At 67.3% G+C, this 12,908-nt stretch carries 12 protein-coding genes; 10 read left to right on the top strand and 2 right to left on the bottom strand.

Annotated elements, in window-relative coordinates:
* Positions 1-415 precede the first annotated feature (415 nt).
* The 8 genes from ABZ345_RS31110 (at position 416) to ABZ345_RS31075 (ending at position 9,684) form a co-directional block, all read left to right on the top strand.
* Positions 416-2,089, top strand: coding sequence for an ABC transporter family substrate-binding protein (locus ABZ345_RS31110; protein ID WP_359856424.1), 1,674 nt, complete (start codon positions 416-418; stop codon positions 2,087-2,089).
* Between the two features lie 300 nt (positions 2,090-2,389).
* Positions 2,390-4,168, top strand: a complete 1,779-nt coding sequence (locus tag ABZ345_RS31105) for an ABC transporter family substrate-binding protein (RefSeq protein WP_359856422.1) — start codon at positions 2,390-2,392, stop codon at positions 4,166-4,168.
* Between the two features lie 93 nt (positions 4,169-4,261).
* Positions 4,262-5,260, top strand: a complete 999-nt coding sequence (locus ABZ345_RS31100) for an ABC transporter permease (RefSeq protein WP_359856419.1) — start codon at positions 4,262-4,264, stop codon at positions 5,258-5,260.
* Between the two features lie 25 nt (positions 5,261-5,285).
* Complete coding sequence (locus tag ABZ345_RS31095) at positions 5,286-6,185, top strand: ABC transporter permease (protein ID WP_359856438.1); 900 nt, start codon at positions 5,286-5,288, stop codon at positions 6,183-6,185.
* Complete coding sequence (locus ABZ345_RS31090) at positions 6,185-7,357, top strand: ABC transporter ATP-binding protein (RefSeq protein ID WP_359856416.1); 1,173 nt, start codon at positions 6,185-6,187, stop codon at positions 7,355-7,357. Before ABZ345_RS31095 ends, ABZ345_RS31090 begins: the two co-directional genes overlap by 1 nt.
* Positions 7,354-8,346: a dipeptide ABC transporter ATP-binding protein gene (locus tag ABZ345_RS31085; protein ID WP_359856414.1), complete on the top strand. Its 993-nt coding sequence runs from the start codon at positions 7,354-7,356 to the stop codon at positions 8,344-8,346. The genes ABZ345_RS31090 and ABZ345_RS31085 overlap by 4 nt, the downstream gene beginning before the upstream one ends.
* 77 nt (positions 8,347-8,423) lie before the next feature.
* Positions 8,424-9,260: an N-acetyl-1-D-myo-inositol-2-amino-2-deoxy-alpha-D-glucopyranoside deacetylase gene (mshB, locus tag ABZ345_RS31080; RefSeq protein ID WP_359856412.1), complete on the top strand. Its 837-nt coding sequence runs from the start codon at positions 8,424-8,426 to the stop codon at positions 9,258-9,260.
* Positions 9,250-9,684 carry a hypothetical protein gene (locus tag ABZ345_RS31075; RefSeq protein ID WP_359856409.1) on the top strand — a complete coding sequence of 145 codons (435 nt, stop codon included), beginning with the start codon at positions 9,250-9,252 and terminating at the stop codon, positions 9,682-9,684. The genes mshB and ABZ345_RS31075 overlap by 11 nt, the downstream gene beginning before the upstream one ends.
* Here the strand turns inward: ABZ345_RS31075 and ABZ345_RS31070 are convergent.
* Positions 9,660-10,301: a GNAT family N-acetyltransferase gene (locus ABZ345_RS31070; protein WP_359856406.1), complete on the bottom strand. Its 642-nt coding sequence runs from the start codon at positions 10,299-10,301 to the stop codon at positions 9,660-9,662. The two genes, ABZ345_RS31075 and ABZ345_RS31070, sit on opposite strands and share 25 nt — an antisense overlap.
* A gap of 233 nt (positions 10,302-10,534) precedes the next feature.
* On the opposite strand from ABZ345_RS31070, the gene fdxA reads away from it, so the two are divergent.
* Together fdxA and dapC are read left to right on the top strand one after the other, a co-directional pair.
* A complete protein-coding gene (gene fdxA, locus ABZ345_RS31065; RefSeq protein ID WP_218130387.1) occupies positions 10,535-10,864 on the top strand; it encodes a ferredoxin in 330 nt (109 codons plus the stop codon).
* Complete coding sequence (gene dapC / locus ABZ345_RS31060) at positions 10,861-11,958, top strand: succinyldiaminopimelate transaminase (RefSeq protein WP_359856403.1); 1,098 nt, start codon at positions 10,861-10,863, stop codon at positions 11,956-11,958. The genes fdxA and dapC overlap by 4 nt, the downstream gene beginning before the upstream one ends.
* Here dapC and ABZ345_RS31055 read toward each other — a convergent pair.
* The gene (locus tag ABZ345_RS31055; RefSeq protein WP_359856400.1) at positions 11,948-12,853 is read right to left on the bottom strand and encodes a hypothetical protein; all 906 of its coding nucleotides are present in this window, start codon (positions 12,851-12,853) and stop codon (positions 11,948-11,950) included. The two genes, dapC and ABZ345_RS31055, sit on opposite strands and share 11 nt — an antisense overlap.
* Positions 12,854-12,908 lie beyond the last annotated feature (55 nt).

Raw genomic sequence — 12,908 nt, 5'->3', positions numbered from 1 at the left:
AGGATCGGGGTGTCAACTCGACACGCTTTTCGTCGAGTTGACACCCCGATCCTGGTGTGGCTCGCTCCGGCTCGGCTTGGGACGGGACCCCACCCGGACCGCACCACCTACGCAACTGGCAGCCGCCGAACGCAACAGGCGTGCCATCAACCCGCAAGCGGCGCTGGCTGGTCTTTGATCAGATTGGCGGGGTCCGGGGCAGAGCCCCGCGCCCTAAACGCGACTCGCCCAAAGCAACGCAACCACCAACGCAACTCGCGTACGGAACATGACCCCCCGAACCACCCACCCAGGTGAGCCGTACTACCACCGTGCAAGCAACCCACCACCACCCAGGCACGTCCCCCAAGTGGCACGGGTGACAAAACCAGGGTTGCCCAACCGCCACCACCACCCTTCTGGCAATGTGAGGACCATGAGGCGACTCGGGGGAGTGCTGGCCGCTACCGCCCTGTGCGGCATAGCGGCAGTAACCGCCGCGTGCACGAACACGCCACCCCCACCCCTGGTCCCCAAGAGCGAAGCCCCGGTCATCACCACCACGGGCCCCAAGGTCACCGAGATAGTGGTCGGCGTCGACGACGTAGCAGGCGGCTACAACCCCCACGCCCTAGCGGCTCAAAGCCCGATCACCACAGCCCTGAGCAGCCTCCTGCTGCCGAGCCCGTTCCGCCCAGGCCCCGACGGCGCCCCGCAGCTGGACCGCAACCTCATGGTCAGCGCCAAGGTCACCAAGGCCGAGCCGTTCACGGTCACCTACACGATCCGCAAGGACGCGAGCTGGTCGGACAGCGCCCCGATCGCCGCCGAGGACTTCTACTACCTCTGGCAGCGCATGCGTTCGGAGCCCGGTGTCGTAGACCCCGCGGGCTACCGGCTCGTCAACAACATCACGGCGCGAGAGGGCGGCAAGGTAGTAGAGGTCGCGTTCGGCAAGCCGTTCCCCGGCTGGCGGTCCCTCTTCGCGAACCTCCTCCCGGCCCACCTCCTCAAGGACGCGCCCGGCACGTGGTCGAACGTCCTGAGCACCAACTTCCCGGCCACCGCGGGACCGTTCCAGATGCGCAGTCTCGACGAGCCGCGCGGAGAAGTGGTGCTGGAGCGCAGTGACCGGTACTGGGAGGTACCGACCACTTTGGACCGAGTGGTGATTCGCCGTGCCACGCACAGCGCAATGGCCGAGTCACTGTCCAAAGGCGACAATCAGGCAGCGCTCCTGCGGGCGGACGCGGCCGACGTCAACACGCTCAAGGCGATCCAAAATCTGACGACGAAACCCGTGCCGCGCAACGAGGTCGCCGAGGTGCTGCTCCGGCCGGTGACTCCGCAGCTGAGTGACCTCAAGACCCGCAAGGCCGTCATCGCCGCGCTCGATCGCGACGCGCTCATCGCGTCCGGCACCCAGAGCGGGCCGAGCGTCCAGTACCGGGCCGACTCCTACGTGATCCCGCCCAGCCGCGCCGGCTACCAGGCGACTATCCAGGGCAACACGCTCAACGCGGCCGCGAGCGACCAGCAGCTCACCGAGGCCGGGTACGCCAGGAACGCGCAGGGCGTCTGGGAGAAGGCCGGCAAGCCGCTCAAGCTGAAGATCGCCGCGCCGGAGAAGGTCGAGCCGTACGCCGGCCTCGCGAACCGGATCAAGGCGCAGCTGGCCGAGCGCGGGATCGACTCCGAGGTCGTCACGCCCAACGCCGAGGACCTCTTCAGCAAGCAGCTGACCGAGAAGGACATCGACATCGCGGTCGTGCCGCGCGTCGACGCCGGTGACTCGGCGGCGGGGCTCGCGAGCGCGTACGGGTGCGCCGGCGACGCGCCGGACGGGGCCACGCCGAGCCCGCAGAACCCGGCGGGCTTCTGCGACCCGGCCATCCAGACCGACATCGACGCCGCGCTCAACGGCAAGGTTCTCCTCAGCGACGCCCTGCAGAGGATCGAGCCGCAGATCCAGGCTCAGGCCGTGGCGTTGCCGTTGTTCCAGGTAGTTGATCTTCTTGGTGTGCTTCCGACGGTGTCCGGGGTCGACACCGGCGCTCCGCTCGCCGGCGTGCTGAGCGGCGCACCCGAATGGCGCAGGCTCGACAAGTAGCCGGCGAGTGGAATTTCTATTGCGGAGTGCTTTTCTCGTTGCTACGTTCGGCCGCCGTCGTTGACAGAATTTCACTCGCCCGGTCAACGAACGCTGGCGCCCGGTAATCGGGCCATTGCGGCGTGCAACAACCTGTTTCCATTGGGTCACGATCACCCTGTCAGGTAGTGACCGCCACCTCAGCGGGTTCTTACCGTGCTGCCCACGATGTGCCGGTTCGGGGCGCGTATGGCACATCACGGTTATGGGCGTGCATGCCGACCTGGCCACGGCCGCCCAGTGCTAGGAGGGCACGTGTCGATGAGGAGAACCAAAGCAGTTCCGGCGATCGCGCTGGTTGCCAGCGCGTCTCTCGTGCTGGGTGCCTGCGGTGGTGGCGGCGGAACCAACAATTCCGATGGTGGCGATTCCACCGTCGCGGAGATGGCGACCGCACGCGGTGAGTCCGCGGACGGCTACACCGCGCCGGAGACGAAGCAGAGCGGCCAGGTCGTCGTGTCGACCGACAAGCCGTTCACCTCGTACAACAACGCGACCGAGGACGCCAACCAGTCCTACAACACGTTCGCGTTGGTGCTCGTCCAGCCTGGTGCGCACGTCACGAACGGCAACAACAAGGTCATCCTGAACAAGGACGTCATGGAGTCGATCGAGGTCACCTCGAAGTCTCCGCAGATCGTGACCTGGAAGCTCAAGAAGGGCGTCACCTGGTCCGACGGCGAGGCCTGGGACTGCGACGACTTCTACCTGGCGTGGCTGACGCAGGCCGACGTCGCGAAGAAGCCCGACGGCACCAAGTACTTCAAGGCCGCCAGCACGACCGGTACCGACCTGATGACCGGTGAGTGCAAGGACGACCAGACGTTCGTCGGCACCTTCAAGGACCCGTACCCGGACTACGAGAGCCTCTTCAACAGCGACGTTCTCCCGGCGCACATCCTCGAGAAGCAGACCGGCGTCGCGGACATCACCAAGATCACCGCGTCCAGCCCCGCCGACCAGCTGACGAAGGTCGCGGACTTCTGGAACGAGAAGTGGAACGGCTTCACCAAGGACCTCATGCCGTCCGCGGGCCCGTACACCATGACCGGCTTCGAGCCGAACCAGTCGGTGACGCTGGAGCGCAACCCCAAGTGGGTCGGCAAGCCCGGTGGTCCCGAGAAGATCGTCCTGAAGGCGATCCCGGACCCGATCGCGCAGGCGCAGGCGTTGGAGAACGGTGAGGTCGCCGTCAACTCCATGGCCCAGCCGGACGCGAACGCGGCCACGAAGCTCAAGAGCCTCAGCGCGCAGGGCATCACGTTCGGATCGGGCCCCGGCCTGTCGTTCGAGCACCTGGACCTGCAGATGAAGGACCCGGTGATGTCCAAGGAGGAGATCCGCAAGGCCTTCTTCATGTGCGTCAAGCGCCAGGACATCATCGACAAGCTCATCACCGAGGTCCAGTCCGACGCCAAGCCGCTGGGCAGCCTGATCTTCTTCCCGAAGGACGAGGGCTACAAGGACGTCTACGGCGAGAAGGCCAAGGGCGACCCGGCCTCGGCCAAGAAGATCCTGTCCGACGCCGGCTGGACGCAGGGTGCCGACGGTGTGTTCGCGAAGGACGGCGTGCGTGCCTCCTTCAAGATCAGCCACACCGACATCCCGCGCCGCAAGCAGACCGTCGAGCTGATCCAGGGTCAGTGCAAGGAAGCCGGCATCGAGGTCAAGGACGACACCGACGCCAACTTCCTCGACGACCGCGTCTCCAAGGGTGACTACCAGGTCGCGCTGTTCGCGTGGTCCTCGCTGCCGTTCAAGAGCGGCAAGAAGTCGATCTACGAGACCGGTGGTGGCCAGAACTGGTCCAACTGGAGCGTGCCGAAGGCCGACACGGCCCTGAAGTCCGCTGTTTCGCAGACGTCGATCTCCGACTCGCTGAAGTACTTCAGCGAGGCCGACGAGGCGCTGGCCGGTGGCTACCTCTCGCTGCCGCTGTTCCAGATGCCGAACATGTGGGCCTTCAAGGGGCTCGACCGCGTCTACTTCCAGAGCTTCTACGGAGCGCTGTGGGACGCCAACGAGTGGCAGACCAAGTAACCGTCGCAGCTGAAGTGCGCAACGCCTGACCGGGCGGGGCCGGACCACGAGTCCGGCCCCGCCCGAGCCGGGTTGCCCCCTAGGAGCCCGCCCGTGATCCGCTACATCATCCGGCGCCTGCTGATCTCCATACCCATCCTGCTGATCGGCAGCTTCGCCTGTTACGTCCTCGTCGCCTCCGCCGGAAACCCCTTGGCGGAGATGCGATTCCGGCCCGGCGTCACCGAAGCCGACATCAAGGCCGCCGAGATCTCCCTGGGCTTGGACAAGCCCGTCGTCGTCCGCTACTGGAACTGGCTCATGGACTTCCTGTCCGGAGACTGGGGCCAGAGCATCGCGCTCGGCCAGGCCAAGACCGCTGTGTTCCCGGCCGTCACCGAGGCGCTGTGGACCACCGGACGCCTTGTCATCGGTGCCGAACTCCTCGCTCTCACACTGGGTGTGTCGGTCGGCGTGCTCGCCGCCGTGCGCCAGTACTCGATCTTCGACTACCTCGCCACCAGCACCGCGTTCCTGATGTTCTCGATGCCGCTGTTCTGCGTCGCGGTCATCGTGAAGAACTACGGCATCCAGTTCAACAACGTCCTGGAGTCGATGGGGCTGCAGCGCTGGCTCACCACCGCGGGTCCGCGGCCGGGAGGCTTCAGCGGCAGCTTCGGCGAGGTGATCTTCAAGTACACCGGCACGTTCCTGCTGCCGACGGTCGCGCTGATGCTGATCAGCTTCGCCGCTTACAGCCGGTTCGAACGGGCCTCCATGCTGGAGATCCTGCACTCGGACTTCGTGCGCACCGCGCGGGCGAAGGGCATCTCGCAGAGCCGGGTGATCTTCCGGCACGCGTTCCGCAACGCGCTCATCCCCGTCGCCACGCTGTTCTCGCTGAACTTCGGCGCGGTGCTGTCCGGCGCGATCATCACCGAGACGGTGTTCGGCTGGGCCGGCATGGGCACGCTGCTGGTCAGTTCGGTGCGGCAGTTCGACCCGCCCATGCTGATGGGCTGGCTCGCGATCACCGCGACCCTGATCGTGCTGTTCAACCTGATCGCCGACATCGTGTACGGCATCCTCGACCCTAGGATTCGCCTTGGCTAACATCAACTTGGCGTCCGAGGGCGGCGTGGTGAGCAGCGCTCCCGAGGCCGGTGCCCACGAGTTCGACGCCGCGAAGACCCGCACGCAGGGTCAGCTCGTCCTGCGGCGCTTCCTGCGTCACCGGCTCGCGATGGTGAGCCTGGGCGTGTTCATCTTCCTCGTGCTGTTCGCGTTCGTCGGTCCGTTCGTCTGGACCTACGACTTCGAGGACGTGTCGAGCAAGTCCTACCAGCCGATGGGAGCCGCGCACCCGCTCGGCACCACCCAGGTCGGCAAGGACATGCTGGCGCTGCTGATGCGCGGCACCGGCTACTCGCTGCAGATCGCGTTGATCGTGGCCGGGCTGGCAACCGCGGTCGGTGTCGTTTTCGGTGCTCTCGCGGGATATCTGCGCGGGTTCGTCGACACGGCGCTGATGCGTCTCGTCGACCTGCTGCTGATCATCCCGACGATCGCGGTTGCCGCGATCGTCGTGAGGGGCTTCTCCGGCAGCTGGTACGTCGTCGCGCTGGTGCTCGCCTCGTTCGCGTGGATGCAGATCGCCCGCATCACCCGCGGTGAGACGCTCTCCCTGGCACAGCGGGAGTTCATCGAGGCGGCGCGAGCCTGTGGCGCCTCCACCTCGCGCATCATCTTCAAGCACCTCGTGCCGAACATGATCGGCAGCATCACCGTCAACGCCACGCTGGCGATCGCGAGCGCGGTGCTCACCGAGGCCGCGCTGTCGTTCCTGGGACTGGGCGTCCAGCCCCCGGACACCTCGCTCGGCGTGATCGTGCTGGAGAACTACGGGCAGTTCCTGAACCGGCCGTGGCTGTTCTGGGGTCCGTTCATCGTGCTCGTGTCGCTCTCCCTGGCCGTCAACTTCATCGGTGACGGCCTGCGCGACGCGTTCGACCCGAGGCAGACGAAGGTGCGTGCCTGATGACGACCGTTTCCGAACTGTCGGAGGACTTCCTGCCCTCCAACACCACCGCACCGCTGCTCTCGGTCAGGGGCCTGTCGGTCACGTTCCCGACCGACGACGGCGACGTCCGCGCCGTGCGCGACGTCTCGTTCGACCTGAACTCCGGCGACGTGCTGGGGATCGTCGGCGAGTCGGGCTCCGGCAAGTCCGTGTCCTCCATGGCGATCATGGGCCTGCTGCCCAAGAACGCGATCATCGAAGGCTCGATCCGCTACCGCGGTGAGGAGCTGAACGGCCGCAGCTACAAGCAGATGCAGCCGTTCCGCAGCAAGCACATCTCGATGATCTTCCAGGACCCGATGACGTCGCTGAACCCCGTCTACACCGTGGGGTGGCAGCTCGCCGAGACCTACCGCGCGCACCACAACGTCTCCAAGAAGGCGGCGTGGGCCAAGGCCGTCGACGCTCTCGAGCTGGTCGGCATCCCGCAACCGGACAAGCGCGCGGCCCAGTACCCGCACGAGTTCTCCGGCGGCATGCGGCAGCGCGTCGTCATCGCGATGGCGATCATCAACGATCCCAGCGTGATCATCGCCGACGAGCCGACCACCGCGCTCGACGTGACGGTGCAGGCGCAGATCCTCGACACCATGCTGCGCATCCAGTCCGAGACCGACGCGGCGATCGTCATGATCACGCACGACCTCGGCGTGGTCGCGGGCATGGTCAACCGCGTGCAGGTGATGTACGGCGGCACCGTGGTCGAGTCCGGCCCGGTCGACGACGTCTTCGAACGCCCGCGGATGCCTTACACGGTCGGACTTCTGGGCTCGGTCCCGAACCCGGCCACCCTGGGCAAGCGGCTCACGCCGATCAAGGGCGCGCCGCCGTCGCTGGTGAACCTGCCGAGCGGCTGCTCGTTCTCGCCCCGCTGCCCGCTCGTCGCCGACGTGTGCCACGAGTGGGAGCCGGAGCTGGAAGAGGCCGGTGCGGCGAACCACACGTCGCGGTGCCACCGCTGGGAGCACCTGGCGACGATCGAGCAGCCGCAGCGGCTGTTCCTGCACGACGAGATCGGCACGGTGGAGAACCCGGCGGTGTTCGCCGCGGCCAACCCCGACGAGTCGCTCGAGGTGACGGCCGTGCACGGTTCGTTGATTTCGGATCTGCCCGATGAGGAGGCGAAGTGACCGCGCCACTGCTGGAGGTCACCGACCTCGTCAAGGAGTTCCCCGTGCGGGGCAAGGGAATCATCCCCCGCAACATCGGCACGGTCCAGGCCGTGTCCGGGGTGTCGTTCTCACTGCTTCCCGGCGAGACGCTCGGTCTGGTCGGCGAGTCCGGCTGCGGCAAGTCCACGACCGGGCGCGCGATCCTGCAGCTGCACAAGCCGACCTCGGGCTCGGTGAAGTTCGACGGCCGCGAGCTCACGTCCATGAGCACCAAGCAGCTGCGACCGTTGCGCAAGGACATCCAGATCGTCTTCCAGGACCCGTACGCGTCGCTGAACCCCAAGTGGCAGGTCAACGACATCATCGCGGAACCCCTGGTGATCCACGGTGTCGAAGGTGGCGTGCAGCGGCGGGTCAACGAGCTGATGGAGCTCGTCGGCCTCAACCCCGAGCACCGCAACCGTTACGCGCACGAGTTCTCCGGTGGTCAGCGGCAGCGCATCGGCATCGCCCGTGCCCTGGCGCTGAACCCGCGGTTCCTGGTGCTGGACGAGCCGGTGTCCGCTTTGGACGTCTCGGTGCAGGCCGGTGTCGTGAACCTGCTGGAGGAGCTGCAGGAACGGCTCGGGCTGGCGTACCTGTTCGTCGCGCACGACCTCTCGGTGGTGCGGCACATCTCGGACCGGGTCGCGGTGATGTACCTCGGCAAGATCATCGAGATGGGTGAGCGGGAGGACATCTACGGCAGGCCGATGCACCCGTACACGCAGGCGTTGCTGTCCGCGGTGCCGATGCCGGATCCGAAGAAGGAACGCCAGCGTCAGCGGATCGTGCTGACGGGTGACGTTCCCTCGCCCGTCAATCCGCCGTCGGGCTGTCGCTTCCGCACGCGGTGCTGGAAGGCGCAGGACATCTGCGCCACCGAAGAACCGAAGCTGGAACTGCGGGGTGGGCCGGACGGAACGCTGTCCGCGTGCCACTTCGCGGAGGAACGCTCGGTGGTGTGAGCTCTTCGCTGACCAATCGAGATGCTTAGCAAAGGCCGCCTTTATCATCTGATGAAGGCGGCCTTTACTCTTTTCCGGTGACGCTGACTGCCCCACCACGGTTGCTCTTCGTGCACGCCCACCCGGACGACGAGAGTCTCTGGACCGGCGGCACCATCGCGCGCTACGCCTCGGCCGGCGCGCACGTCACGGTCGTCACCTGCACGCTGGGGGAAGAGGGCGAGATCATCCCGCCCCCGCTCGCCCATCTCGCCGCCGACGCCGCCGACCAGTTGGGCGGGTACCGCGTGGGTGAGCTGAGATCAGCCTGCGCCGCGCTCGGCTTGACCGAGCACAGGTTCCTCGGCGGCATCGGCCGGTGGCGCGACTCCGGCATGGTCGACGTGCCGTCCAACGCGCACCCGCGCGCGTTCATCCAGGGGGCCCTTGACGACCAGACCGCCCAGCTGGTCGAGATCCTGCGCGAGGTCAAGCCTCAGGTCGTCGTGAGCTACGACGCGTTCGGTGGCTACGGGCACCCGGACCACATCCGCGCGCACGAGATCACCGTTGCCGCGTGTGCCCAGGTTTCGGACGTCGAGCGGGTCTTCTACGCGGTGACCTCTCGTGACGCGACAGAGGCCGGTGTGGCCGCGCTGGGGGACGTCCCCGAGGCGTTCCGGCTGCCCGAGCCCGGTGAGCTGCCGGTCACGCCTGATGAAGAGATCACAACGGTTGTCGACGTGTCCGATCATCTGACGGCCAAGCGTCGTGCTTTGCGGGCACACTCGACGCAGGTCAGTGTGTGGGACAGCGGGTACGCGCTGTCGAACAACATCGCGCAGCCGTTGGTCGGCGCGGAGTTCTACGTGCTGGCGAAGGGCTCAGCGGAAGGCGCGGCCGCGGACTTGTTCGGAGGACTGGGTGACCGCTAGCTGGCGAGTGATCTTCCTGCTGCTCCTGTGCGTCGAGGCAGCAGTGCTCGCCGTGCTGGAAACGATGTTCCTGCCCCTGCGCTTCGACGGCACGCTGCTGCCGAAGCTGGGGGACTGGCCGTTCCCGATCGTGATCGCGCTGGCGGCCGTCACCACGCCGTTGCTGGTGCAGTGGGCGGCGTCGCTGTCGGAACGGGTGCTGTCCGCCGCGCTTCCGCTGATCACCTGGTTCCTGACGCTGATGGTCTTCGGCTACCTCGAACCCGGCCACGCCGCCGGCAGCCCGTACCTGCTGCTGCAGGACTGGCGCGGACTGCTGCTGCTCGCGGCCGGCGCGCTGACCGGTGCGGTGGCCGTGGGGGCCGTGATGGCGCGCAACGCGGCCCAGCGGCCCGGCCTCTACGAGACCGCGGGAACCCAGTAGCGGTAGCGGTGGTGCTCGGTGCAGCCGAGCTCTTCATAGAGCCTGATCGCCGCCTCGTTGTGCTCGGCGACCTGCAGCACGCACGTCGTGGCGCCCTGCTCCAGGCCCCAGCCCGCCAGCTCGCCCATCAACTGCCGCGCCAGGCCCTTGCGGCGGTGTGACGGCCGCACGGCCAGACGGGCGACGTGCAGCAGGTCCTCGACCACGGCACCCCGCACGGCCGCCACGACCGTGCCGTTCTCGATGAGGCTCGCGAAGCACACGGTGTCGCTGGAGCCGAGCACGTGCCGTTGGGCGGCGGAAATCTCGGATCCGGCCGCGAGTTCCCACCATCCGGGAAGATCACGGCTTTCGGCTACGCCGTCGGCGAACTTCTCCAGCGGGCCCGTCATCACCAGTGACTCGGCCCCACCGGGGTGATCGAGATTCACCGTCCAGCCCGCGTCTCGGATCGCTCGTTCGTGCCTTGAGCCGTTGACCACATGTGCGGTGGGTTTGATGCCGTGCTCGCGCGCGAACCCCTCGGCGACGGCCAACGCGTCAGGAATCGGCATCCCGGGGTCGCCGCAGGTCAGCGTACTGTTGGCACGACCGGTGAACCCGTCGGCGGCGCGCATCAACCAGTCCCCTAGCGAGACTTCTGCCAGGGCGGGCCATGCTCGCGCGCAGAGCGATTCCAGGTGATCCTCGGTGTGCACACGTTCATCCTGTCTCCGTTGGCCAGAGATTTTCCGGGCAGGTGATGTGACGTGGCACACCGTGCAGCTAAGGCAAGCCTGACCGGGTGATACTCGAACGTGCCGCGTACTCTCCGGCTTGCGCGGTGTGACCGATGAAGTTGGAGAGCGCAGTGACTTATGTGATCGCCCAGCCGTGCGTGGACCTGCTCGACAAGGCCTGCATCGAAGAGTGCCCTGTCGACTGCATCTACGAAGGCGACCGGATGCTCTACATCCACCCCGACGAGTGTGTGGACTGTGGCGCGTGCGAACCCGTGTGCCCGGTGGAAGCCATCTACTACGAGGACGACGTCCCCGACGAGTGGAAGGACTACACCAAGGCGAACGTCGACTTCTTCAACGAGCTCGGCTCGCCCGGTGGCGCGTCGAAGGTCGGCAAGGTCTCCGCCGACCCGGAGTTCGTGAAGGCGCTCGCACCGCAGGCTGCTGAGGGGCATTGATCATCCAACGCAGGGGCCCGGCACTGCCGGACTTCCCGTGGGACTCCCTGGCCGACCACGCCGCCAAGGCGCGCAAGCACCCCGGTGGCGTGGTCGACCTGTCGGTCGGCACGCCCGTCGACCCGGTTCCCGCGGTGATCCAGTCCGCTCTGTCGTCGGTCGCTGAGATTCCCGGCTACCCGACCACCCACGGCACGCCCGAGCTGCGTGCGGCCTTCGTGGCCGCCGTCGAGCGCCGCTACGGGATCGTCGGGCTGTCCGCGGACGCGGTGCTGCCCACGATCGGCTCCAAGGAGCTGGTGGCGTGGCTGCCGACGCTGCTCGGCGTCGGTCCCGGCGACATCGTGGCCGTGCCTTCCGTGGCGTACCCGACGTACGAGGTCGGCGCGCTGCTGGCCGGTGCTTCCGTGGTGCGCCTGGCCGATGGCGAGAAGCCTCCGGCCGGCACTCGGCTGGTGTGGCTGAACTCGCCGTCGAACCCCACCGGGCGCGTGCTGTCCGCAGAACAGCTGCGTGACGCCGTTGCCGCGGCTCGTGCCGTCGGTGCCGTGGTCGCCTCGGACGAGTGCTACCTGGCGCTGCCGTGGGACGCCTCGCCGGTGTCGGTGCTGCATCCGTCCGTTGTGGACTCGTTCGACGGTGTTCTCGCCGTGCACTCGCTGTCGAAGTCGTCCTCGCTGGCGGGCTACCGGGCCGGGTTCATCACCGGTGACCTGGAGCTGATCTCAGGTTTGCTGGAGCTTCGCAAGCACGCGGGCATGATCGTGCCGCGTCCGGTGCAGGAAGCCATGCGGGCCGCGCTCGAAGACGATGCTCACGTTGCCGAGCAGCGTTCGCGGTACCTGGCCCGGCGCGAGGTGCTGAAGCCCGCCCTGGAGGCGGCCGGGTTCACGGTGTCGCACTCCGAGGCGGGGCTGTACCTGTGGTCGTCTCGCGGCGAGGACGCCTGGGAGACGATCTCCTGGCTGGCCGACCGCGGCATCTTGGCCGCTCCCGGCACGTTCTACGGACCGGCCGGCGACCGGCACGTGCGGATCGCGCTCACCGCCACCGACGAGCGGATCGCCGCGGCCGCCGAGCGCCTCAGGGTTTGAGGGCCGACCAGACTCTGCGCGTGAACTGGTTCGGCGGCACCGAGTCCGTCGTGAGCCGGACGCTCGTGCTGATCGAGTCACCGCTCAGGCCGAGGCCCAGCACCAGGTGCCAGTGCAGGTCCCAGAGGTCCTGGAACGCGTCCAGCTCCACGTCGGCGTCCGCGCTGACGTGCAGCACGGCCGGTTCCGCGACCCTGACGACCCGCTCGACCGCCCGCACGTCCCGCGTGTTCGTGCGGAAGCTGAACGCCAGGTCGACCGTCTCGCTGTCGAGCCCGTACGTCGCGTACGAGTGACATCGGTGGTGTGGCAGCGAAAGCGGCTGGTTCGTCTCGAGGTAGAGATCGCCCTCGAACCGCAGTGTCGGCGAGTGCTGGCTGAGCGTGGCTCTGGCGCTGACGAACTCCCAGCCCGGCATGTCGAGCTTCGGAACCAGCAGCTCCAGAACCTCGCCTCGGCGCGCGGATCGCGTGCGTTCGCCTGAGCGCCACGGGATTTCCCTGCTGTAGGGCTCCTTCTTCGTGACGAAGACGTACGGGGCGTTGTCGGTCTGCAGGCTCAGGACGACGACAGTGCGGCCCATGGTCCAGTCGAACGCCACGGTGGTGAGGCCGGGGGCCACGCCGTCGAAGTGGCTTTCGACCTTGGGCCACCAACTCGAGAGCTCCTCGGCCAGCGCGCCCTTGACGTATCTGCCTTTTTCGTCGACGCCGACGACCCACATCGCCTCGGAGCCCCTGGCCGCGTTGCAGAGGGCGGCGATCTGCCTGGCGGCTTTGCCGTGGTCGATCGGCCACTGGGTCTTGAACTCCACGAAGGAGTCTTCGGACTGGGCGCCCTCCAGTGCACGCTCGATCGCGGCGCGAGCGTTCAGCTCGATCCGCTGCTTCAGCACGTGCACCTCCTTCGGCCGACGCTCAAAACGGCACGGGCCCAGCCTGCCTCAGCAG

Origin of the sequence: Lentzea sp. NPDC005914, assembly GCF_040629405.1 — a bacterium.
In the GTDB taxonomy this organism is placed as follows: Bacteria; Actinomycetota; Actinomycetes; order Mycobacteriales; family Pseudonocardiaceae; genus Lentzea.
Note: the sequence above shows the minus strand (reverse complement) of the source record. Positions and strands in the feature narration are given on the sequence as shown.